At 63.3% G+C, this 21,963-nt stretch carries 19 protein-coding genes; 8 read left to right on the top strand and 11 right to left on the bottom strand.

Going from position 1 to position 21,963, the window contains the following annotated elements:
* Window positions 1-15: 15 nt before the first annotated feature.
* Complete coding sequence (locus NKI08_RS07195; protein ID WP_352768067.1) at window positions 16-2,631, bottom strand: TIGR02302 family protein; 2,616 nt, start codon at window positions 2,629-2,631, stop codon at window positions 16-18.
* Between the two features lie 212 nt (window positions 2,632-2,843).
* Entirely contained in the window at window positions 2,844-3,785 is a 942-nt protein-coding gene (locus NKI08_RS07190; RefSeq protein ID WP_352768064.1) for a threonine/serine dehydratase, read from the bottom strand.
* 50 nt (window positions 3,786-3,835) lie between these two features.
* Here NKI08_RS07190 and NKI08_RS07185 point away from each other — a divergent pair, with 50 nt between their 5' ends.
* Window positions 3,836-4,138: an ArsR/SmtB family transcription factor gene (locus NKI08_RS07185; protein WP_352489424.1), complete on the top strand. Its 303-nt coding sequence runs from the start codon at window positions 3,836-3,838 to the stop codon at window positions 4,136-4,138.
* 10 nt (window positions 4,139-4,148) lie between these two features.
* On the opposite strand, the gene lysA is transcribed toward NKI08_RS07185, so the two are convergent.
* From lysA to argH, 3 genes are all read right to left on the bottom strand, one after another.
* Window positions 4,149-5,417: a diaminopimelate decarboxylase gene (gene lysA, locus NKI08_RS07180; RefSeq protein WP_352703637.1), complete on the bottom strand. Its 1,269-nt coding sequence runs from the start codon at window positions 5,415-5,417 to the stop codon at window positions 4,149-4,151.
* Between the two features lie 15 nt (window positions 5,418-5,432).
* Window positions 5,433-5,639, bottom strand: a complete 207-nt coding sequence (locus NKI08_RS07175; RefSeq protein WP_023677931.1) for a hypothetical protein — start codon at window positions 5,637-5,639, stop codon at window positions 5,433-5,435.
* Window positions 5,640-5,710: 71 nt separating this feature from the next.
* Window positions 5,711-7,111 carry an argininosuccinate lyase gene (gene argH, locus NKI08_RS07170; RefSeq protein WP_352540187.1) on the bottom strand — a complete coding sequence of 467 codons (1,401 nt, stop codon included), beginning with the start codon at window positions 7,109-7,111 and terminating at the stop codon, window positions 5,711-5,713.
* 35 nt (window positions 7,112-7,146) lie between these two features.
* On the opposite strand from argH, the gene tlpA reads away from it, so the two are divergent.
* Entirely contained in the window at window positions 7,147-7,830 is a 684-nt protein-coding gene (gene tlpA, locus NKI08_RS07165; RefSeq protein ID WP_023677933.1) for a thiol:disulfide interchange protein TlpA, read from the top strand.
* A gap of 2 nt (window positions 7,831-7,832) precedes the next feature.
* Here tlpA and NKI08_RS07160 read toward each other — a convergent pair whose 3' ends face one another.
* Complete coding sequence (locus NKI08_RS07160; protein ID WP_352768452.1) at window positions 7,833-10,265, bottom strand: bifunctional diguanylate cyclase/phosphodiesterase; 2,433 nt, start codon at window positions 10,263-10,265, stop codon at window positions 7,833-7,835.
* A 294-nt stretch (window positions 10,266-10,559) separates the two neighbouring features.
* Between NKI08_RS07160 and ugpB the strand changes: the two genes are divergently transcribed.
* The 4 genes from ugpB to ugpC all read left to right on the top strand — a co-directional run bounded on the left by ugpB (window position 10,560) and on the right by ugpC (window position 14,768).
* The gene (gene ugpB / locus NKI08_RS07155; protein ID WP_352471403.1) at window positions 10,560-11,870 is read left to right on the top strand and encodes a sn-glycerol-3-phosphate ABC transporter substrate-binding protein UgpB; all 1,311 of its coding nucleotides are present in this window, start codon (window positions 10,560-10,562) and stop codon (window positions 11,868-11,870) included.
* Between the two features lie 81 nt (window positions 11,871-11,951).
* Entirely contained in the window at window positions 11,952-12,836 is an 885-nt protein-coding gene (gene ugpA, locus NKI08_RS07150) for a sn-glycerol-3-phosphate ABC transporter permease UgpA (RefSeq protein ID WP_352683133.1), read from the top strand.
* A gap of 8 nt (window positions 12,837-12,844) precedes the next feature.
* Window positions 12,845-13,693: a sn-glycerol-3-phosphate ABC transporter permease UgpE gene (gene ugpE, locus NKI08_RS07145; protein ID WP_352570555.1), complete on the top strand. Its 849-nt coding sequence runs from the start codon at window positions 12,845-12,847 to the stop codon at window positions 13,691-13,693.
* Window positions 13,694-13,700: 7 nt separating this feature from the next.
* The gene (ugpC, locus tag NKI08_RS07140; RefSeq protein WP_352489430.1) at window positions 13,701-14,768 is read left to right on the top strand and encodes a sn-glycerol-3-phosphate ABC transporter ATP-binding protein UgpC; all 1,068 of its coding nucleotides are present in this window, start codon (window positions 13,701-13,703) and stop codon (window positions 14,766-14,768) included.
* 22 nt (window positions 14,769-14,790) lie between these two features.
* On the opposite strand, the gene NKI08_RS07135 is transcribed toward ugpC, so the two are convergent.
* From NKI08_RS07135 to NKI08_RS07125, 3 genes are all read right to left on the bottom strand, one after another.
* Complete coding sequence (locus NKI08_RS07135) at window positions 14,791-15,873, bottom strand: ABC transporter ATP-binding protein (RefSeq protein ID WP_352615997.1); 1,083 nt, start codon at window positions 15,871-15,873, stop codon at window positions 14,791-14,793.
* Window positions 15,870-17,453, bottom strand: coding sequence for an ABC transporter permease (locus NKI08_RS07130; protein ID WP_352768060.1), 1,584 nt, complete (start codon window positions 17,451-17,453; stop codon window positions 15,870-15,872). The genes NKI08_RS07135 and NKI08_RS07130 overlap by 4 nt, the downstream gene beginning before the upstream one ends.
* A 169-nt stretch (window positions 17,454-17,622) precedes the next feature.
* Window positions 17,623-18,630, bottom strand: a complete 1,008-nt coding sequence (locus tag NKI08_RS07125; protein ID WP_352768057.1) for an iron ABC transporter substrate-binding protein — start codon at window positions 18,628-18,630, stop codon at window positions 17,623-17,625.
* A 202-nt stretch (window positions 18,631-18,832) separates the two neighbouring features.
* Between NKI08_RS07125 and NKI08_RS07120 the strand changes: the two genes are divergently transcribed.
* Together NKI08_RS07120 and NKI08_RS07115 are read left to right on the top strand one after the other, a co-directional pair.
* Window positions 18,833-19,375 carry a sigma-70 family RNA polymerase sigma factor gene (locus NKI08_RS07120; protein WP_352489432.1) on the top strand — a complete coding sequence of 181 codons (543 nt, stop codon included), beginning with the start codon at window positions 18,833-18,835 and terminating at the stop codon, window positions 19,373-19,375.
* A gap of 7 nt (window positions 19,376-19,382) precedes the next feature.
* Window positions 19,383-20,021 (top strand): NrsF family protein, encoded by a 639-nt coding sequence (locus NKI08_RS07115; protein WP_352471395.1) that lies wholly within the window; start codon window positions 19,383-19,385, stop codon window positions 20,019-20,021.
* Window positions 20,022-20,029: 8 nt separating this feature from the next.
* Here the strand turns inward: NKI08_RS07115 and NKI08_RS07110 are convergent, their stop codons facing one another.
* Together NKI08_RS07110 and NKI08_RS07105 are read right to left on the bottom strand one after the other, a co-directional pair.
* Complete coding sequence (locus NKI08_RS07110) at window positions 20,030-20,908, bottom strand: 3-hydroxybutyryl-CoA dehydrogenase (protein ID WP_023677945.1); 879 nt, start codon at window positions 20,906-20,908, stop codon at window positions 20,030-20,032.
* Window positions 20,909-21,022: 114 nt separating this feature from the next.
* On the bottom strand, window positions 21,023-21,952 hold the full coding sequence (locus NKI08_RS07105) for an electron transfer flavoprotein subunit alpha/FixB family protein (RefSeq protein ID WP_023677946.1): 930 nt from the start codon (window positions 21,950-21,952) through the stop codon (window positions 21,023-21,025).
* Window positions 21,953-21,963 lie beyond the last annotated feature (11 nt).

The raw sequence follows: 21,963 nt of genomic DNA, 5'->3' as shown, positions 1-21,963 counted from the left end.
CGAATACAGGCAGCCTTACTTCAGCTCCAGCAACCGCTCCAGATAGCTGCGCTCGATATCGGGGCTGAGTGCGTTGCCGAGCCGCTTGCGGATCGCTTCGAGGATCTGGCGGGCACGCTGCACGTCGATCTCGTCGGGCACTCTCACCGAACTTCCGTCATCGGGACCCTCGCTGGTGCGAGGCCGCCCGAGCGGGTCACGGTCGGCATTCTGCTGGCGTCCGCCCTGGCCGTTGCCGCCCTGGTCGCCTTGCATTGCCTGCAGTTGCTTCATCATGTCCTTGGCGCCCCTGCGCAAGGCTTCCAATGCGCGGCCCTGGTGACCGACGGCCTGGTCGCCTTCGCCCTCGCCGAGCGCCTGTTCGGCATTGCCCATGGATTTGCCGGCCTCGCCAAACCCCTCATTGGGGTCGAGGCCCATGCCTTCGAGGCTCTTCCTCAATTGATCGAGCTCGCTCTGCAGCTTGCCCTGGCCTTCCTGCAATTGCTTCAGCGCGTCAGCAAATTCCTGCGGCGTCATCGGGTTCGGCCGGCCGAGCGGATCGCGGTCGTCACCTGGGCCGGGCTTGCCCTCTTCGCCCATCGGGCCTGGCTCACTGTTCTCGCCGAGCTGCTCGTCGCGGTTCTGCCCGCGCTGTTGCTGGCCGCGCTGCATCTGGTCCATGCGGAAAGTGTCGTTCATCATCTCCTGCTGGCGCCGCATGATTTCGCCCAGCTTGTCCATCTGCTGGCGCATCTCGCTGTCCTGCTGACCGCCCTGTTGCTGGCGGCCTGCCTGCAGATTGTTCATCATATCCTGCAGCTCCGACAGCAATTGCTGCGCCTGGTCGCGATTGCCGGATTTCGCCAGGTTCTCGATCTGGTCCATCATGCGGTCGATGTCGCTCTGGCGCAGTTCCTGGCCGTTCTGCTGCATCTGTGGCGCATTCGGATTCTGCTGCGCCCGCGCCGCGAATTCCTGCAGGAACTGATTCATCGCCTCGCGCAGTTCCTTCATCGCCTTCTCGATCTCTTGGTCGCTGGCGCCGTTCTTGATCGCGTCCTGCAGCGCCTGCTGCGCCTGACGCAGCCGCTTCTCGGCCGCCGAAAGATTGCCTTCCTCGATGCCGAGCGCGATCTCCCAGAGGTAAGCGACCTCGTCGCGCAACTGGTCGTCGCTGTCGGCCATCTTCAGCCGGGTGCGGGCGCTCATGATGGCGAGATAGTGCGTCATGTTGTCGAACGTGTCTTCGGGCCTGAGCGTGATCGCATCCATCAGGTCGAGCACGCGGTCCTTGGCATAGGCGTCGAGCGCCAGCATGCGGCGCTGCTCGACCACAGCCCGCGCCAACGGGTTGGAGAATGGCCGCTCCGGCATCACCAGCGTCTTGGTTTCGCTGGTCGCCGTGTGTCCGGCACCGTCGGTGGCGACAAGCCTGAGCTTGACGTTGCCACCGGCCCAGACATGGTCGGTCAGATCCTTCGTCGTCTTAGCGGCATTGGCCTTGCCGCCGCGGCGCGGCAACGTCAGCGGCATTTCCGGCGGGCCATAGAGCGGATGCGCGTTGGGCACTTGCGGATCGGCCAATGCGAAAACCGCCTTGGCGGAGGCCGCGCCATAGTCGTCGTCGATCTGGTAGTTGAGTTCGAAGGCGCCGTTGACGGCGCGCTTCGGCTCGCCGACAAAGCGGATCTGCGGCGGCTTGTCGGGAATTATGGCGAAGGCCCAGCGGCCGAGCTCGCCGTCGCTGGACTGCAGCGTCAGCGTGCCGTCGGCGGTTAACTTGCCGCTGAACTGGCGCACGGTGGAAGGCGTTGCCGGACTTGCCTCAGTCTTGGCGGCTTGCGGCCCGGTCGGATCGATGGCGCGGGTGTTGCCGCCGGTATCGGCGTAGCTCAGCGTTTCCTCGCCCGAACCGCCGGTGACGCGCAGCGACACATCGCTGCCCTCCGGAACCGTGAAGGTCGGCGACGCTTGAGTGGCGTTGTTGGCCAAGACGGGGGCGTTCAGGAATACCGGCGGCCTGCCGGTATAGGCCGGCGGCGTCACCCAGGCATCAATGCGCGGCGGCACGACGTCGCGGGCGGCACGGGCAACAAAACCGTCGCTCAGCCTGCCGCCCGATGGCCCGAAGGAGAAGGCAAAGGCAGTGACCAACAAAAGCGCGGCAACGGCGCGCAGCGCCCACGGGTCGCGTTCCGGCACGCGTGTGCGCGGCACGTCGCCGCCAAGCTCGCCCAGCCGGTCCGCCATCCGCCGCTGATGCTCGCGCCACAGGGCTTGCGAAAAAATGCTTTCCTTGCCGCTCGGGCGATCGGTCTGGACCTGCACCGGGCTGTGCAGCAATCGGTTCGCCGCCTCGATGCGGCGGTCGACCTCGGCTCTGGATGGCGTGCGGAAGAAACGCAGTGGATAGAGTGCGGCAAGCGCTGCGACGCCGAATGCCGTGATAAGACCGATCCGCGCCAGATCGGGCAAAAATGGGAACAGGCCGAGCCACGAAATGCTGAGGAACAGGCTGGCGACGATGATCAGTGGCAGGAGCAATGGCCAGCCGCGTTCGACGATTATCGAGACCTGCGTCCCCAGCCGGCTCAAGGCAAGGCGCCTGGCCAGACTGCGATCGCTGGTGAAAATGGGTCGTTGTGTCATCGGCCCTTCCTGGCCGGGCGGGATAGCCCAGGCCTCACGAGTCTATCGCATGGGCCCGAAAAGTCGATTTTCGGGAAGCACGATGCGAAGACCTAAAATCCTAGCGCGTACTTCGTGCGTCCAAGCGGATGCACATCGTCCTAAGGATACCAACAAACACGGCGAAGGCGAGGCGGTTCCCCAAAACGTGAACAATAATGCCCCGGATATTGTCAGAATTTCGCCGGATTGGCGTTTGCGCCGCAGACCAGTACGGCAACGCGCTCGCCTGCAGCCGGTGCGTAGCGGCCGGACAGGAGCGCCGCGAAGGCGGCCGCACCGCCCGGCTCGGAGATGATTCGCACGCGGTCCCACAGCGCCGCCTGGGCGGCGATAATGTCGTCGTCGCCGACCAGGATCGAGCGCTCGACGAATGCCTCGGCGATAGGATACATCATTTCGCCGACACGCTTTGGCGCGAGCGAATCGGCGGCGATGCCCTCAGCCGGCGCGTCGACGGGTCGGCCCGCCTCGAAGGCGCGATGAAGCGTCGGCGCACCCTCCGGCTCGACCGCGATTATCCTGATGCGGCCGGAAAACCAGGCAGCCATGCCGCCGATCAGCCCGCCGCCGCCGACGGCGACCAGCAGGGTGTCGAGCTTCGGCAGGTCGGCCTCGATCTCGAGGCCGAGCGTGCCTTGCCCGACCAGCGTCTCCTCCTGGTTGAAGGCGTGGATCTGCAGCGCGCCGGATTTTTCGGCGAAGCTCTCGCTGGCGGCCAGCGCCTCGGCATAACGGGCGCCGCCGACGATCAGCTCGGCGCCGTAGCCGCGGATGCGGTCCAGCTTGGCCTGCGGGCTCACTTCGGGAACAAAGATGGTCGCCTTGTGGCCGAGCCGCATGGCGGCATAGGCGACGGCGGCGCCGTGATTGCCGCCCGACGCGGCGACGACGCCGGCCGCAGGAACCGGCCGTTCGAGGAGATTGGTGAACGCACCACGCGCCTTGAACGAGCCGGAATGCTGCAAGCACTCAAGCTTCAGGTCGACAGGCAGAGGCGGGCGGCCGAAATCTGCCATGTCGACGCGCAGCACCGGCGTGTGGCGCACGAAGGGCCGGATGCGGGGTTCTATCGCCGCAATGCGCTCGCGTGTGATCGTGTGGCCGTGCAGCATGCTTTCACTCCCAGAGTTGACATTAGTTAGTAACTTGGCAAAGTGCCTAAATGCAAGAGGTCGACGTTTTCAAAGCGATTGCCAACGAGCGCAGGCTCCAGATCCTCGATTGGCTCAAGGACCCGCGCGCGCATTTTCCGCCGCAGACGGACGGCGATCTGGTCGAGGACGGCGTCTGCGCGCTGCTGATCGCGGAGAGGCTGGGGATCACCCAGGCTACGCTCAGCGAGCATATGCGCGTGCTCACCCAGGCAGGGCTTTTGCGCAGCAAGCGCATCAAGCAGTGGATATTCTATCGCCGGAATGAGGACAGAATCGCCGAAATCAGGGCGCTCATTCAGCACCGGCTGTAGCTGCAGAGTTCTACTCCAACCAGTCCGGCACCGAGTCCAGTCCGATCAGCTCGTCATAGGTCTGGCGCGGACGCACAACGTGGAAGCGGTCGCCGTCGACCAGCACTTCCGGTACCAGCAGCCTGGTATTGTAGGTGCCGGCCTGAACGGCGCCATAGGCGCCGGCGGTGGAGACAGCGATCAGGTCGCCGGATTTCAGCCGGGGCAGGTCACGGTCGAGCCCGAGATAGTCGCCGGTCTCGCAAACCGGGCCGACGACGTCGACCTTCATGCGTGGTGCAGCGGCCGGCTGCTGTGCCACCGGCTTGATGTCGTGAAAAGCGTCGTAAAGCGTCGGCCGGATCAGGTCGTTCATCGCGGCGTCGACGACGAGGAAGTTCTTGGCGTCGCCCTCCTTCACGAAGATTACTTCCGACACCAGGATGCCGGCATTCCCGACGATCAGCCGGCCTGGCTCGAACATTACCTTCAGCCCAAGTTTGGCAACATGTTTCCTGACGATCCGGGCATAGGCATCGGGCAAAGGCGGCGGGTTGTTGTCGACGCGGTAGGGAATGCCAAGGCCGCCGCCGACATCGATGTGCTCGATGGCATGACCGTCGGAGCGCAAGGCGCCGACCAGCTCCACCAGCAGCGCAAAGGCGTCGTCGAAGGGCTGCAATTCGGTGATCTGGCTGCCGATATGGGTGTCTATGCCGGTGACCTTGATGCCCGGCAGCTCAGCCGCGCGCGCATAGACCTTCCGCGCATGCTGCCACGGAATGCCGAACTTGTTCTCGGCCTTCCCAGTCGAAATCTTCTTGTGCGTCCTGGCGTCGACATCCGGATTGATGCGCAGCGAGATCGGCGCGATCTTGCCCAGCGCGGTGGCGCGGGCCGACAGCAACTCCAGCTCCGGTTCGGATTCGACGTTGAAGCAGAGAATGCCGGCCGAGAGCGCAGAATCCATTTCGCGCGCGGTCTTGCCGACGCCCGAAAACAGGATCTTGCTTGCCGGGATGCCGGCCGCCAAAGCGCGGCGCAATTCGCCCTCCGAGACCACGTCGGCGCCGGCGCCGAGCCTTGCCAGCACCCTCAGCACGGCCTGGTTGGAATTCGCCTTCATGGCATAGCAGACGAGAGCATCGAGCCCGGCAAAGGCCTCGGTGAAGACGCGAAAATGCCTGGTCAGCGTCGCCGTTGAATAACAGTAGAACGGCGTGCCGACGCTGGCGGCGATGTCTGATATCGCCACGTCCTCGGCATGCAGCGCGCCGTCGCGGTAGTCGAAATGGTTCACGAGATTGGTCCGAAATCAGAGCAGCGGGTCGAGGATGAATTTCTTGTCCTCGACAGGTTTTTCCGGCTCCGGCGGCAAAGGTTGCTTGGCCTTCTCGGCGTCCTTGCGGGCCTGCACGGCTGCCGCGTACGGCGTGTCGAGCGCAGCCTTCCTGCCGCAGGCCGCAACGGTGGCCATTGCCGCCAGCAGCGTCAGCGTCACCAAAATCCTGCTTCCGGTCATCGTGCCATCCGTCCGAAACTGTTGCCCGCAGCCGCTTCTAGCCGAGTTTTGCGGCCATTGCACCCCGCGTCTTACGCCTTGGCGAGCCGCTTTTTCCAGTAGCGGATCTGCTTGCGCACCTCGGACGGCGCGGTGCCGCCGAAGCTCGTGCGGCTCTTTACAGAATTCTGCACGGCAAGAACCGAAAACACGTCGGCGCCGATACCGGGGTGAATGGACTGCAGATCCTCCAGCGAAAGCCTGTCGAGCCCGACCTTCTTCTCCTCGGCCAGCGCCACCGCCCGACCAGTGATATGGTGCGCCTCGCGGAACGGCAGGCCGAGCGTGCGCACCAGCCAGTCGGCGAGGTCGGTCGCAGTCGAATAGCCGGCGCCGGCCGCATTCTTCATCGCGGCAGTGTTCACCGTCATATCGCGCACCATGCCGGTCATCGCCGCCAGCATCAGGTCGAGCGTCTCGGCCGCGTCGAAGACGGATTCCTTGTCTTCCTGCATGTCCTTGCCATAGGTCAGCGGCATGCCCTTCATCACCGTCAGCAGGCCGACGAGATGGCCGGTGACGCGGCCGGTCTTGCCGCGCACCAGTTCGGCAGCGTCCGGGTTCTTCTTCTGCGGCATGATCGACGAACCCGTCGAGAAACTATCCGATAGCCTGACGAAGCCGAATTGCGGCGTCGACCAGATGATGATCTCTTCGGCCAGCCGCGACAGATGCGTCGCGCAGATCGCCGCCAAGCCCAGGAACTCGAGCGCGAAATCGCGGTCCGAAACACTGTCGAGCGAATTGCGCATCGGCTCGCGGAAGCCAAGCGCCTTCGCCGTCTGGTGCCGGTCGATGGGAAAGCTGGTGCCGGCGAGGGCGGCGGCGCCGAGCGGGCTTTCATCCATCCGCTCAATCGCATCGCGGACGCGCGACAGGTCGCGTGCAAACATCTCGACATAAGCCATGCAGTGGTGGCCGAAGGTCACCGGCTGCGCCGCCTGCATGTGGGTGAAGCCCGGCATCACCGTTGCCGCATGCTCCTCGGCCCGATCCAGGAACGCCGTGATCAGGCCCTTCAGCGCCTCGGTGACGCGAAAGCACTCGTCCTTGACCCACAGCCTGAGGTCGACCGCCACCTGGTCGTTGCGCGACCGGGCGGTATGCAGGCGGCCAGCGGCGGGGCCGATCAGCTCGGCCAGACGGGCCTCGACATTCATGTGGATGTCTTCCAGCCTGGTCGAAAACTCAAATGTACCAGCCTCGATCTCTGCCAGGATCGTGTTCAGCCCGTGAGCGATTTTTTTTTGGTCGGCCGCCGAAATAATGCCCGTTTGCGCCAGCATCTGGCTATGGGCGATCGAGCCGCGAATATCCTGCGCATAGAGTTTGCGGTCGAACGAGATCGATGCGTTGATCGCTTCCATGATTGCGGCCGGACCCGAGGCAAAACGTCCGCCCCACATCTGGTTGCTGGCCTTCTTGTCGTTCATCGCTATAACCCGTGCTCCGGAGCAGTTTTTGAAAAATGGCAGACGGCAATAGATTTTTCCCGGCTTTGCGTCTCATCCTCGCCGCTTTGGTTGCGGGCGTGCTGGCCGGCGCGGTCGCGGTATATGTCAGGGAAAGCAGTTCTGGCAACAAGGCGCCCGCGCAAGTGGCCGCCGGCGGCGGCAAGGACGACGTCGCCTGCGCCGCCAAGACCGACCGTGCCAAGAAGATCGCCGCCGCTGCCACCGGCCAGGTTGCCGCGCTTTTGCCGGCGGATCCGCCGCAATCGCTGAAAAGCCTTGCCTTCAACGGCCCCGACGGCAAGCCGACGACGATCGCCGATCATGCCGGCAAGACGGTGCTGCTCAATCTGTGGGCGACATGGTGCGCACCTTGCCGCGCCGAAATGCCCGCGCTCGATGCGCTGCAGAAGGAGATGGGCAGCGATGCGTTTCAGGTTGTTGCCGTCAACGTCGATGCCGGCGACGATGCCAAACCGAAGAAGTTCCTGGAGGACACCGGCGTCAAGTCGCTCGGCTACTATCGCGATGCCACGATGGCGCTGTTCAACGACGTCAAGACGCGCGGCCTGGCGCTCGGTCTGCCGGTCACCATGCTGATCGATGGGCAAGGCTGCCTGATCGCCCATATGAATGGCCCGGCCGAATGGTCGGGGCCGGATGCCAAGCGTCTGGTCGAGGCGGCGCTTCAGCCGGGATAGGCTCAGACCGTGCGCAGGCGCGGCTTGAGCACGGCAATGCTTGCGCCGCGTCGGCTGGCGGTGCGGATTGCCGGAGCGGCCACGCCCGTCAGTTCCCCGAATGTCTCGATCGGAGCCGGTTTGCCGAGGTAGTAGCCTTGCCCGATCTCGCAAGCCTCGGCGTCTAGAAATTGCAATTCACCCGGCGTCTCGATGCCTTCTGCCAGAACCGGTAGGCCGAGACCGCGTCCAAGCCCCAGCACGGCGCGAACGATCGCCGCGAACTGGGCGTTCTTGTCGACCGATTTGATGAACGACCCGACGATCTTGATCTTGTCGAAGGGAAAGGCGCTGAGGTTGGACAGCGAAGAATAGCCGGTGCCAAAATCGTCCATCGCCACATGCACGCCAAGCGCCTTGACCTGCCTCAAGGTTGCCAGCGCGCGCGGCATGTCCTTCACCAGGGCCGTTTCGGTGATCTCCAGTTCGAGCCTGCCGGGGGCCAGGCCGGATCTCGTCAATGCGTCGTGCACCTTGCGGCTGAAATTCGGATTGTGAAGTTGCACGGCGGAGACGTTGACGGCGACCATCAGCGGGTTTGTCCAGCGAACAGCATCGTTACAAGCCGTCGTCAGCACCCAGTCGCCGATCTGCGCGATAGCGCCACTGTCCTCGGCCACCGGGATGAAAACGGCCGGAGAAATGTCACCCCGCTCAGGGTGCTGCCAACGGACCAGGGCTTCGAAGCCGATCATCCTGCCGCCGCGGATCTCCTTCTGCGGCTGATAGACGAGGTGGAACTCCTTGCGGGCGATCGCCTGGCGCAATTCATGCTCCATCACGCGCTTGTCGCGGGCCGCGGTGCCCATGGCCATCTCGAAAAACCGATAAGTGTCCCTGCCTTCGGTTTTGGCGCGATGGAGTGCCGTGTCGGCATGGCTGATCAGGCCGGCCTGGTCTTCGGCATCCAGCGGAAAGAAGGCAATGCCGATGCTGGCCGAGACGAGGCCGGAGCCGACCGAAACCCTGTTTTCCTCCCGGATCGCCGCCAGCAAGTCCTCGGCTATCCGGCCTGCGGCCAGGGGGTCGGGGAGGTTCGGAGCTATGATGGCAAATTCATCGCCGCCGAGACGCGCGAGCATCTGTCCGTTGCGCGGGATGCCGGAAATGCAGTGCGCCAGCTTCTGCAGCATAGCATCGCCGGCGCTGTGGCCGTAGAGGTCGTTGACTTGCTTGAACCGGTCGAGGTCAAGCAGCAGGAGCGCCAGATATCCATCCTTGCCGCCACGATCCATCGACGCGAATTCTGCTTCCAGCCGGGAAGAAAAGCTCCGCCGATTGGCAAGCCCGGTAAGCGGATCGAAATGCGCGAGGCGGAGGATCTCTTGTTCTGCCTTCTTGCGCTCACGGATGTCGCGAACGGCAAGCACCGTATGAGGCCTGCCGCAGTAGGTGATTCTCCTGGCGATCAGCTCGACAGGAATTCTCGCGCCGTCGCTGCCCCTTAACTTCGCTTCCTGCGCCTGTTCGCCGAAGCCGGACATATCGGCTGCGCTCTGTCCGTCGAAAAGCTCGCCGAGTTGCATCGTGTTCAGGGTGGCTGTCGCTGTTCCGGTCAGCTTCGCCATACTGTCATTGGCGCTGACGATGCGGGTGCCATCGCAAACGATCAGACCTTCCACCGCCGCATTGGCGAGATCGTGCATGCGATCGGCCTCGAGCTTCTGGTGGCGAAAGCGCAGATCGATCCACAGCGCGGCACCCGACAGCACAAGGATTACCAGGCTGGCGACCGCTGCGGCAAAGGCCTGGGAAATGGGCTCGATGGAATGTTCGGATATTTCAATCGAGGAATCCGGAATGATCGACACCGCGGCCATCGCGATGAAATGCAAGCTGCAAATGGCCAGCGTCAAAAGCGCGGCGCCGCCGAGAGTCGCGAGCGCTGACGGGCGGCGCAAGACGACAAGAAGCGCCAGTGCCGCGAGGCTTACGCCGGCCAGAAGCGATATCGCGACAAGGAGCAGGTTCCAAACGAGCCGGCCTTCGACCTCGAAAGCTGCCATGCCGATGTAGTGCATCGTCGCGATGGCGCCGCCCAGAATGGCGCCACCGACGAGGAAATGGTCGATGCCGCGGCGCAAGGTGGCGACCCACATCCCAAGCGCGGTCATGATAACGGCGGCGGCAAGCGAAAAGGCGGATAATCCCGGATTGTATGCGTTCGGTATTCCCGGCGTAAACGCGGTCATGGCGATGAAATGCGTCGCCCATATGCCGAACCCGGTCGAGGCCGCGGCGATCATCAGCCAGACAAGCCGGTTTCGCTCGGTCGATCGGCCGACATGCTTAAGGAGATTAACTGCTGAGAAACAAGAAATTCCACAGACGAGTGCAGCGAGCGCAACCAGTCTCAGGTCGTGCTGATTTACGATACAATTATAGACCGTCAGCATCCTGTTCACTCGGTCTGCCAAAACTAACAGGGGAGGTGTGACGGATTAGCTCTTGGAGATTTTAACGAATGGTTAACCCGCGGGCCATGAGGCGGGTCTTTTCGGGGGAAAACCGATGCCGCGCCGAAAAGGCGGTGATGTCGTTTCTGACGCCGCGCTTTCGGTAGCGAGTGCACTTTAGGAAGAAATGGTGTTCATTGATCCGCAACAAAACCGTTGTCCCATTGTCATCAGCGCCACATATTGGCTTTGCGGAGGTGCCCCCTTTCGCCAATGACAAACGGGAGATGAAACATGAAGTTCTTCGGCTTTGCGGCCGGTATCGCCGCCACCGTGACCCTGCTTTCCACCACCTCCGCCTTCGCCGTCACGCAGATCAGCTGGTGGCACGCCATGACCGGCGCCAACGCCGAGGTCGTCGCCAAGATCTCCAAGGATTTCAACGCCAGCCAGAGCGACTATGAGCTCGTTCCGGTGTTCAAGGGCACCTATCCGGAGACGCTGAATGCCGGCATCGCTGCCTTTCGTGCCGGGCAAGCGCCAGATATCCTCCAGGTGTTCGACGTCGGCACCGGCGTGATGATGGCGGCCGAGGGTGCGATAAAGCCGGTGGCCGATGTGATGACCGGCGCCGGGATGACTTTCGACAAGAGCCAGTATCTGCCCGGCATCGTCGGCTATTATTCGAAGCCGGACGGCACCATGCTATCGTTCCCCTACAACTCTTCCTCGCCGATCCTCTATTACAACAAGGACATCTTCCAGAAGGCAGGCCTCGACGTGAACAATCCGCCCAAGACGTGGAACGAGGTGTGGGAAGCTGCCAAGAAGATCAAGACGAGCGGCGCCGCCCCTTGCGGCTATACCTCGACCTGGCTGACCTGGATCCACCTGGAGAATTTCGCGGCGTGGAATGACGTGCCTTGGGCCACCCAGCAGAATGGCCTGGCCGGCGGTGATGTCGAACTCAAGATCAATGCGCCGATTTTCGTCAACCACTTCCAGGCGCTCGCTGACCTGGCCAAGGACGGCACATTCAAATATGGCGGGCGCACCTCCGAAGCCAAGCAGATATTCCTCGCCGGCGAATGCGGCATCTTCACCGAATCGTCGGGCGGCCTCGGCGATATCGTCAAGTCCGGCATGAACTATGGCATCGGCCAGCTTCCTTACGACAGTGACGCCAAGGGTGCCCCGCAGAACACGACGCCGGGCGGTGCCAGCCTGTGGGTGTTCGGCAACAAGTCGGACGAGGAATACAAGGGCGTCGCGGCCTTCTTTGCCTATCTGTCCAAGACCGATGTGCAGGAATATCTGCACCAGAAGTCGGGATATTTGCCAGTGACGCTTGCGGCATACGAGGCGACTAAGAAATCAGGCTTCTATGACAAGAACCCCGGCCGCGAGACACCCATCCTGCAGATGATCGGCAAGTCGCCGACCGACAATTCGAAGGGCGTGCGCCTGCCGAATCTGCCGCAGGTGCGTGATATCCAGAACGAGGAGCTGGAGAAGATGCTGGCCGGCCAGCAAACCGCCCAGCAGGCACTCGACAATGCGGTTGCGCGCGGCAACGCGGCGATCAAGGAAGCGCTGGAGAACTGACGGGATTATCTCAGTTAGTCGGTTGGAATATCGCCCACGCGAGCTCGCGCGGGCGATACCTGGATAGCGAGGGAAATCAGCCTGTCTCCACGCGTCGTCTTTCCCAACAAGATCCTGCCCTACCTGCTGGTGGCGCCACAACTCGCCATCACCCTGGTTTTCTTCTACTGGCCGGCCGGTCAGGCGCTGTACCAGTCGATGCTCAGGCAAGACCCGTTCGGGCTGAAGAGCAGGTTCGTCTGGTTTGCCAATTTCCGGAAGGTGCTGGCCGATCCGGCCTACCTCAACTCGATCAAGGTCACAGTAGTGTTCTCTCTTGCGACCGCGATCGTTGCCATGGTTGTGGCCCTGCTGCTCGCGGTCATGGCCGAGAAGGCCGTGCGCGGCAAAGGCCTTTACCGCACACTGTTGATATGGCCTTACGCCGTGGCGCCGGCGATTGCCGGCATGCTTTGGCTTTTCCTGTTCAATCCCTCGATCGGCTCGTTGGCCTATTTGCTGAGAAGCCTCGGCGTCGTATGGGACCCGCTGCTCAACGGCACCCACGCCATGATCCTGCTGGTGTCGGCTGCTGCCTGGAAGCAGATCAGCTACAACTTCCTGTTCTTCGTCGCCGGCCTGCAGGCGGTGCCGAAAACGCTGATCGAAGCGGCGGCCATGGACGGCGCCGGCGAAACCAAGCGCTTCTGGACCATCGTCTTCCCGCTGCTTGCGCCGACAACCTTTTTCCTGCTGGTCGTCAACACCGTCTATGCCCTGTTCGACACGTTCGGCATCGTTCATGCCGTCACCGGCGGCGGGCCGGGCAAGACGACAGAGACGCTGGTCTACAAGGTCTACAATGACGGCTTCGTCAATCTGATCCTGGGCGACTCGGCGGCGCAGTCGGTCATCCTGATGGCCATCGTCATCGCGCTCACAGCAATCCAGTTCCGCTATGTGGAACGCAAAGTCCACTACGGCTGAGGGCAGCGATGATCGGCCAGTCCCCGCTCCGCACCTTCATCGCCCATGCCGTGCTCATCCTCGGCATATTGATCGTGGCTTTTCCGATCTACTACACCTTCGTTGCCTCGACGCACACGCTGCAAACGATCCTCAGGCCGCCCCTGCCGCTCTTGCCCGGCGGCCAGCTATGGAACAATTACAGCGAGGCGCTGTTCGGCGGCATCGGTCGTATCGGCGGGGTCAGCGTCGGCAGGCTGCTCCTCAACACCACGATCATGGCGCTCGGCGTTGCGGTGGGAAAGATCTTCATCTCGATCCTGTCGGCCTACGCGATCGTGTTCTTTCGCTTTCCGTTGCGCATGACCTTCTTCTGGCTGATCTTCATCACCTTGATGCTTCCAGTCGAGGTGCGCATCCTGCCGACCTACAAGGTGATGGTCGATCTCGGCATGATCGACACCTATGCCGGCCTGATCGTCCCGCTGATCGCCTCGGCCACCGCAACGCTGCTGTTTCGCCAGTTCTTCATGACCATACCGGGCGAATTGGTCGAGGCGGCGCGTGTCGACGGTGCCGGGCCATGGCGCTTCTTTTTCGATATTCTGGTGCCGCTGTCGCGGACAAACATCGCCGCGCTGTTCGTGATCCTCTTCATTTATGGCTGGACGCAGTATCTTTGGCCGCTGCTCGTCACCAACAGCAACGACATGAACACCATCGTCATCGCGCTGAGAAAGATGGTTTCCTTCGCCGATGCCGACACCCAATGGCACCTCGTGATGGTCACGGCAATGCTGGCCATCGTGCCGCCGATCCTGGTGGTCGTGCTGATGCAACGCTGGTTCGTGCGCGGTCTGGTCGAATCCGAAAAGTGAGAAGCCGATGGCGACCGTGGATCTGAAGGATGTCAGGAAAATCTATCCCAGCGGCGTTGAGGCCGTGAAGGGCGTTTCCATCGCCATTCCCGACAAGGAGCTTTGCGTGCTGGTCGGCCCGTCCGGCTGCGGCAAGTCTACGCTGCTGAGGATGATCGCCGGACTGGAGACGATTTCTGCCGGTACAGTCGCCATCGACGGCAAGGTGGTCAACGCCATTGGCCCGACCGAGCGCGACATCGCCATGGTGTTCCAGAACTACGCGCTCTACCCACATATGAAGGTCTATGACAACATGGCCTATGGCCTGCGCAACCGCGGCACGCCGAATGACGAGATCGACAGCAGGGTACGCTCGACTGCCAAGGTGCTGGAGCTTTCGGCGCTGCTCGACCGGCGCCCGCGCGAGCTTTCCGGCGGTCAGCGCCAGCGCGTCGCCATGGGTCGCGCCATCGTGCGCAACCCGAAGGTCTTCCTGTTCGACGAACCGCTGTCCAACCTCGATGCGAAATTGCGCGGGCAGATGCGCATCGAGATCAAGAATCTGCAGCGCTCGCTTGGCGTCACCTCGGTTTATGTCACGCACGACCAGCTTGAGGCGATGACGCTGGCCGACATCCTCGTCGTCATGAACGCCGGCCTGGTCGAGCAGACCGGCGCGCCGCTTGATGTGTACGAGAAACCGGCCTCGACCTTCGTCGCTTCGTTCATAGGCGCACCGCCGATGAATCTGCTGGCGCTCACAGAGGCCTCCCCAAGCTCGGTATTGGCGGACGGTACTGTGATTGGCTTGGCGCCTCGACAGGGCAAGGCAGTGACGCTAGGCTTTCGTCCGGAGGACGCCGACATCACCTTCGCGGCAGAGGCGCCGGCCGGCGCGCTCGCGCTGCCGGCAACAGTGGAAGCGGTCGAACCGGTCGGTGCCGAAAGCTTTCTCCATTGCGTGGCAGCCGGCAGCCGCATCGTCGTGCGCGTCTCAGGCCGCGCCAGCGCCAAGCCAGGCGACCAATTGCGCGTCGTGGCCAGGTCCGAAAAGCTGCATTGGTTCGATCAGGCGGGCAAACGGGTCGATTGAAGTCGGCCTTGCGCAAAACCGTTCAGGCAAACACATGCGCCTTGCCCGACACGGTCAGCCGGACGATCTCGCCGATCGCCGGCGCGTCCATGCCCGGCTTGCGCAGGATCAACGGCGTATTGCCGATAGCGGCGGCGTCGGGCGGATCGGGGCTGTTCAACAGACGCACCGCGATGGTGCACATCGAGCCGGCGAACTCCGATTCTGTCACCTCGCCGAACAGCATGTCCGGCGTGCCGGACATGCCTTCACGCGATGTGCGTTTCAGCAACACCTGCTCCGGCCGCAGCATGATGCGGGCGACGTCGCGCCGCTCCGAGCTGTCGACAGCGATGCGGCCGAGCGGCGAGATGGCGAAGCCATCGGCGATCCTTGCCGGCAGGACGATGGCGTCGCCAAGGAACTCGGCGACCATCCTGTCCTTCGGCTTGAAATAGAGCTCGCGCGGCGTGCCGACCTGCGAGAATTTGCCGTCGCGCATCACCGCGACCTGGCTGGCGAATGACAGCGCCTCGGCCTGGTCGTGGGTGACCAGGATGGTGGTGATGCCGGCGGTTTCAAGGAGCTCGGCCACGGCCTTGCGCATCGAGGCGCGCAGGCCCGTGTCGAGCGCCGAGAACGGCTCGTCGAGCAGCATCAGCCGCGGCTTCATGGCCATGGCGCGGGCGAGCGCGACGCGCTGCTGCTGGCCACCGGAGAGTTCGTGCGGACGGCGTTTCAGGATTCCTTTGTCCAGCCCGACGACATAGGCGAGCTCGGCGATGCGCTCGCTGCGCTTTTCCTCGTGACGGCCCATGCCGAAGCCGATATTGGCGGCGATGCTCAGATGCGGGAATAGAGCGCCGTCCTGCGCCACCAGCCCGATGCCGCGGCGATGCGCCGGCACGGCCGTGTCGCCATCGGCCAGCACCTCGTCATCAAGCACGATGCGGCCCTGGTCCGGCGCCTCGAAGCCGGCGATCAGCCGCAGCAAGGTGGTCTTGCCGCAACCGGACGGCCCGACGATTGCCGTACGGCTGCCGCTGGCCACGCTGAGGTCGACGCCGGCAAGTGCTGCGACGGGCCCGTAGTGCTTGTGGATGCCGCTCAGCTCGAGAAAGCTCATCGCCCGGCCATCCGCTTCGACTGGACGTAGAGCAACCAGGTCAAAGGCAGCGACATCGCCACCATGATCAGGGCGTAAGGCGCCGCCGACGCATAGTCGATCTCGCCGCTATAGGACCAGAACGCCATGGCCAGCGTGCGGGTGCCGTTGGGCGCCAGCATCTGGGTTGCGGTCAATTCGTTCATGATACCCAGAGCGACCAACGCCATGCCGGCTGCGGCGCCGGGCGCCGACAGGCGGATGGTCGTCGACCACAGCGCCTTGAGCGGCGACCGGCCGAGGCTGGAGGCGGCGCGTTCGAGCTCGACCGGCGCCTGTGCGATCGACGCCCTGAGGCTAATCAGGGCGCGCGGCAGGAACATCAGCGCATAGGCGACCAGGATGGTGAACAGGGTCTGGTAGAGCGGCATGGCGATACGCACGGCGATGGTGACCAGCGCCAGGGCGATGACAACGCCGGGCAACGCGCCGACGATATAGTTGCAGCCCTCCAGGACGCGTTGCAGCCGCCCCGGCGCGCGGATCGAAATCCACGCCATCGGCATTGCCGCGACGGTGGCGAGCAGCGCGCCGGCAATTGCCAGGAACAGCGTTTGGCCAAGCGCCAGGCCGATCTCGTCGAGCCGCCAGACATCGGCGCCGCCGGCCATGAGCCAGCGGCCGATAGTGGCGAACGGCACGCCGAGCGCCAGCAGCGTGGTAATGGCAGGCAGCAGCAGGCAAGGAATGGTGGCGCGCCCAAGGCTCGTGCGCTGCTGCTGGCGCGCAGCACCCGAACCGACGCGGGCATAGCGCTCCTCGCCGCGCACCAGCACCTCCAGCCCGAGCAGCACAAGGCAGCAGGTCACCAGCACGCCGGCCAGCATGTTGGCGGCGGGACCGTTGAAGGTCGACTGGAACTGGTCGACGATCGCGGTGGTGAAGGTGTCGAAGCGGATGAAGACATAGAGCCCGTATTCGGCCAGGAGATGCAGGCCGACCAGCAGGGAGCCGCCGCAAATAGCGAGCCGGAGCTGCGGCAGCACGACACGCCTGAACACACGCCACGGGCCGAGACCAAGGGCTGCCGCTGCATCCTCGAGAGCGGGATCGAGCCGGCGCAATGCCGCCGCCACCGGCAGATAAAGGAAGGGGAAATAGGCGATGACCGACACAAGCACGCCGGCCCACAGGCCGTGCAGTCTGGGCACCATGGTGACCCAGGCGTAACTGTGGACGAAGGCCGGAATGGCGAGCGGCGCCACCGACAGCCAGGCCCATAGGCGGGCACCCGGCAGATCGCTGCGCTCGGTCAGCCAGGCCAGCGTGACCGACAGCACGATCGAGATCGGCACCGCCAGCACCACCAGCAGGCTGGTGTTGACCAGAAGCTCGCCGACGCGCGGCCTGAACACCAGCGCCGCCACCGTTTCCCAGCCGGTCTGCACCGCCACCCAGACGATGAAGGCAAGCGGCAGCAGCGCGAAAAGCGAGACAAAGACGGCAGCCAACGCAATCCATGAGACCGACCAACGACGTGCCCGCACGGCCGTGGCGTCGGCCGGCAAGCCTGGGCGTGCGAGATCGATCGCGGATTGCATCAGATCAGACGTTGCGCCAGCTCCGCCCGGAGGCGGAAACGATCGGCGGCGGATAATCTCGCGGGTAGCTTGTGGTCATAGGCAAATGCCATCTTGAAAACAGAGCGCTCCTGTGGAAAGCGAATTCCCACAGGAGCGCAGTCGGTTGCCCTTTTAGGACGAACGCCGGCTAAAGCAAGCCGGCCGCCGTCATCAGGTCGGTCACCTTTTTCGAGTTCAGCGTCGTCGGGTCGACTTTCGGCGCCTGCAGATCGGCCAGTGGCACCAGCTTCGGATTGGACTCGGCGCCCTTGCCGACTGCGTATTCGAACGAATCGCCTGTTTTCAGCACGTCCTGGCCGCCATTGCCGGTGACCCATTTCAGGAAAGCCTGCGCTTCCTTCGGGTGCTTGCTCGAGGCCAGCACGCCGCCGCCGGAAATCGAGACGAAAGCACCGGGATCCTGATGCTTGAAATAGTGCAACTCGACGTTCTTGCTGTTCTCGCCGGTCTTGGCCTGATCGCCGTAGTAGTAATAGTGATAGATCACGCCGCCTTCGACCTCGCCGGCATTGACCGCCTTCATCACCGTGCTGTTGCCCTTATAGGCGGTAAAATTCTCCTTCATCGTCTTCAGCCATTCGGCCGTCGCCGCCTCACCCTTGAGCTGCAGAAGCGCGCTGACGATCGCCTGGAAATCGGCGCCGGAGGGCGAAGCGGCCCAGCGGCCCTTCCAGCTCGGATCGGCGAGATCGAGCAGCGATTTGGGCAGCTGGTCGGCGCTCAGCTTGGTCTTGTTGTAGGCAAAGACGGTGCTGCGCGCGGCAACGCCGACCCATTTGCCGCTCGCCGGCTGGTACTCCTGCGGAACCTGGGCCAGCGTCTCGGTGTCGACCGGTGCGAACAGGCCGGCCGCCTCGACCAATGCCATGGCCGGCGAATTCTCCGTCAGGAATACATCGGCGGGCGAAGCGGTGCCTTCGGCAACAATCTGGTTGGAAAAATCGCTGTCGCCGCCATTGCGGACGGTAACCTTGATGCCGGTTTCCTTGGTGAATCCCTCCGCCCAAGCCTTGGTCAGGTTTTCGTGCTGGGCGTTGTAGACGACGATGCCCTCGTCCTCTGCCATTGCCGGGCCGGCGATCAGGCTGATTGCAAGTGCTGTCGCACCGGCAAGGGCGGAAAGAGCATATTTCATGGCGTCGTCCTCGATTTCGATTGGCTTTGGCTTGGCACGCTGCACCTATCAATACATGACTAGCGCAGTCAACATTGCTGGCCCACTCAATCGCTCAAAAGGAGCAAACTTTCGTGATGCTCAGCTAATTTGCCTTGGACATTATTTCGCCGGCCACGTAACAAATCAGCGCCGAGACGCGAATATCGGGGAGTGAACTCTTGTGAGCGGCAAGGACGAAGCCGAGCTTTCACGGCTGCTGCGGGCCGCGATCGCCGGAGACGAAAGAGCCTATGCCGACTTTCTGCACCGGATCGCCGCGCTCGTTCGTGGCTTTGCCCGGCGCAAGATCGTGCAGGGCGGGGTGGATCCCGAGGATGTAGTGCAGGAAACCTTGCTGGCCATTCATGTGAAACGACACACCTGGCGCCATGATGCGCCGGTGCTGCCTTGGGTTTATGCAATAGCCCGCTTCAAGCTGATCGATGCGTTCCGGCGGCGCGGTCGGCGGATCGAGATCGAGATCGACGAAATCGCCGAGACCTTTGCCGAGCCGGAATCGGAGACGGTGAGCGAGCGCGACGTCAACCGGGCGCTCGACAGCCTGTCGCCGGCACAGCGTTCCGTCGTCTCGGCCGTATCGGTCGAAGGCCGGTCAATCGGTGAGACCGCGGCCAAATTCGGCATCAGCGAGACGGCTGTGCGGGTGTCACTGCACCGCGGGCTTGCCGCCATTGCCAAACGGTTCAGGGCGGGGCGGGAATAAGAATAACATGAGGACCGAAGATTTCATCAGGGCGCTTGACGCCGATGCCCGCAGCAAGGCGCTGCCGCTAGGCACCGCCTGGTGGCTTGCCGCCGGCGTGGCCATCGTGATCGCGGCCGCGGTTTTCTGGCTGACGATCGGCCCGCGCCCCGACATTGCGATCGCCATGCACACGATGCGGTTCCTGTCCAAATTCGTCTTCACGATTGCTCTTGCCGTCAGCGCCTTTGTCCTGGTGCGTGGGCTGTCGACGCCCGGTGCATCGACCGGCCGGGCGGTGAGCTGGATGATCGCCGCGCCGCTGCTGGTGATTGTGGCTGTGATTTTCGAACTCTTCGCCGTGCCTGCGTCCGACTGGGGCACGCGCCTGGTCGGCACGAACATGGTCATCTGCCTGACCTTCATTCCGTTGATCGGGATCGGCCCGCTTGCCGTCTTTCTCGCGGTGCTGCGCCATGGCGCGCCGACAAGGCCGGTGCTTGCCGGTGCGGCCGCGGGCCTGCTTGCCGGCGGGCTGGCGGCGACCTTCTATGCGGCGCATTGCTTCGACGATTCGCCGCTTTTCGTCGGCACCTGGTATACGATCGCGGTCGCCATCCTTGCCGTGCTCGGGGCGCTCGGCGGACGACTTTTTGTGCGCTGGTAGCGAGGTGATCAGCGTGTCGGAACGGGATGCTCGCCGCGATAGTCGTAGAAGCCGCGCCCGGTCTTGCGGCCGAGCCAGCCGGCCTCGACATATTTGACCAGCAGCGGGCAGGGGCGGTATTTCGAATCCGACAGCCCGTCATGCAGCACCTGCATGATCGACAGGCAGGTATCGAGCCCGATGAAGTCGGCAAGCTGCAGCGGCCCCATCGGATGGTTGGCGCCGAGCTTCATGGCGGTATCGATGGCGTCGACCGAGCCGACACCTTCATAGAGCGTGTAGATCGCCTCGTTGATCATCGGCAGCAGGATGCGGTTGACGATGAAGGCCGGGAAATCCTCCGAGACGGTGATCGTCTTGTCGAGCTGCTTCACATAGGTTTTTGCCGCCTCGAAGGTCTGGTCCTCGGTGGCGATGCCGCGCACCAGTTCGACCAGTTTCATCACCGGAACCGGATTCATGAAATGTATGCCGATGAAGCGTTCCGGCCGGTCGGTCTGCGAAGCCAGCCGTGTGATCGAGATCGATGACGTGTTCGTCGCCAGGATGGCCTCGGGGTTGAGCTGCGGGCAGAGCTGGGCATAGATCTTGCGCTTGACCGTCTCGTCCTCGGTCGCTGCTTCGATCACCAGATCGGCGCCCGCAAGGTCGGCCATGGCCGGTGCCGCGGAAATGCGCGCCATCGCCTCATTGCGCAGCTTTTCCTCGAGTTTGCCGGAGCCGACCTGACGGGCCATGTTGCCGCTGATCGTAGCGATGCCCTTTTCGATGCGGTCGGGCGAAATATCGTAAACCAGCACCTTATAGCCCGCCAGCGCCGACACATGGGCGATGCCGCCACCCATCTGGCCCGCGCCGATGATGCCGATCGTTTCGATCTTGCTCATTACCCGATCCCGTCGAGGCCTTTGCGGCCCGTTTTTTGTGCAGTGCAAACTAAAAGGGCGGGGCGACTTCGTCTACCCCACCCCTCAGAATTTAATACGCTTTGGCAGAAGGCGTCAAAGCGCCTTTTGCAGTTCCGGCAGAATGACGAAGAGATCGCCGACGAGACCGTAGTCGGCGACCTGGAAGATCGGCGCTTCCTCGTCCTTGTTGATGGCAACGATCACCTTCGAATCCTTCATGCCGGCAAGGTGCTGGATGGCACCGGAGATGCCGACGGCAATATAAAGGTCGGGCGCTACCACCTTGCCGGTCTGGCCGACCTGCCAGTCGTTCGGCGCATAGCCGGCATCGACGGCGGCGCGAGATGCGCCAACCGCCGCACCGAGCTTGTCGGCGACCGGCAGGATGACCTCCTGGAACTTCTCGGAGGAGCCCAGCGCACGGCCGCCCGAGATGATGATCTTGGCCGAGGTCAGCTCTGGACGGTCGGTCTCGGAGAGCTTGTTCTCGACAAAGCTCGACAGGCCGGGATTGGCCGCCGCCTGGACCGTCTCGACCGGCGCGGAACCGCCCTCGGGCGCTGCCTGGAAGGAAGCGGTACGCACCGTGATGACCTTCTTGGCGTCACTGGACTGCACCGTCTGGATGGCGTTGCCGGCATAGATCGGCCGCTTGAAGGTGTCGGGCGACACGACTTCGATGATTTCAGATATCTGGGCGACATCGAGCAGCGCCGCCACGCGGGGCGCGACGTTCTTGCCCGACGAGGTCGCCGGCGCGATGATCGTCTCGTATGGCTCAGCAAGCGAAACGACGAGTGCCGCCAGCGGTTCGGCGAGACGCTCGGTCAGTTCGTCGGCGTCGGCGAGCAGCACCTTGGTGACGCCCTTGAGCTTGGCGGCGGCGTCCGCTGCCGGCTTGGCACCTTTGCCGGCAACCAGCACATGCACGTCCGAACCGATCTGCAGCGCCGCCGAAAGCGCCTTGGCGGTCTGGTCGGAAAGCGCAGCGTTGTCGTGTTCGGCAATCAGAAGAATAGCCATGATGTTTTCCT

Origin of the sequence: Mesorhizobium sp. M0768, assembly GCF_040320195.1 — a bacterium.
Taxonomy (GTDB): domain Bacteria; phylum Pseudomonadota; class Alphaproteobacteria; order Rhizobiales; family Rhizobiaceae; genus Mesorhizobium.
The sequence above is the reverse complement of the archived record's forward strand: the minus strand, read 5'-3'. Positions and strand labels throughout refer to the sequence as shown.

Bases quoted from the DNA above. Each gene is read 5' to 3' on its own strand.
- NKI08_RS07195 (WP_352768067.1), bottom strand. From the start codon at position 2,631: ATGACACAACGACCCATTTTCACCAGCGATCGCAGTCTGGCCAGGCGC.
- NKI08_RS07190 (WP_352768064.1), bottom strand. From the start codon at position 3,785: ATGCTGCACGGCCACACGATCACACGCGAGCGCATTGCGGCGATAGAA.
- NKI08_RS07185 (WP_352489424.1), top strand. From the start codon at position 3,836: ATGCAAGAGGTCGACGTTTTCAAAGCGATTGCCAACGAGCGCAGGCTC.
- NKI08_RS07175 (WP_023677931.1), bottom strand. From the start codon at position 5,639: ATGACCGGAAGCAGGATTTTGGTGACGCTGACGCTGCTGGCGGCAATG.
- argH (WP_352540187.1), bottom strand. From the start codon at position 7,111: ATGAACGACAAGAAGGCCAGCAACCAGATGTGGGGCGGACGTTTTGCC.
- tlpA (WP_023677933.1), top strand. From the start codon at position 7,147: ATGGCAGACGGCAATAGATTTTTCCCGGCTTTGCGTCTCATCCTCGCC.
- NKI08_RS07160 (WP_352768452.1), bottom strand. From the start codon at position 10,265: ATGCTGACGGTCTATAATTGTATCGTAAATCAGCACGACCTGAGACTG.
- ugpB (WP_352471403.1), top strand. From the start codon at position 10,560: ATGAAGTTCTTCGGCTTTGCGGCCGGTATCGCCGCCACCGTGACCCTG.
- ugpE (WP_352570555.1), top strand. From the start codon at position 12,845: ATGATCGGCCAGTCCCCGCTCCGCACCTTCATCGCCCATGCCGTGCTC.
- ugpC (WP_352489430.1), top strand. From the start codon at position 13,701: ATGGCGACCGTGGATCTGAAGGATGTCAGGAAAATCTATCCCAGCGGC.
- NKI08_RS07135 (WP_352615997.1), bottom strand. From the start codon at position 15,873: ATGAGCTTTCTCGAGCTGAGCGGCATCCACAAGCACTACGGGCCCGTC.
- NKI08_RS07130 (WP_352768060.1), bottom strand. From the start codon at position 17,453: ATGCAATCCGCGATCGATCTCGCACGCCCAGGCTTGCCGGCCGACGCC.
- NKI08_RS07125 (WP_352768057.1), bottom strand. From the start codon at position 18,630: ATGAAATATGCTCTTTCCGCCCTTGCCGGTGCGACAGCACTTGCAATC.
- NKI08_RS07115 (WP_352471395.1), top strand. From the start codon at position 19,383: ATGAGGACCGAAGATTTCATCAGGGCGCTTGACGCCGATGCCCGCAGC.
- NKI08_RS07110 (WP_023677945.1), bottom strand. From the start codon at position 20,908: ATGAGCAAGATCGAAACGATCGGCATCATCGGCGCGGGCCAGATGGGT.
- NKI08_RS07105 (WP_023677946.1), bottom strand. From the start codon at position 21,952: ATGGCTATTCTTCTGATTGCCGAACACGACAACGCTGCGCTTTCCGAC.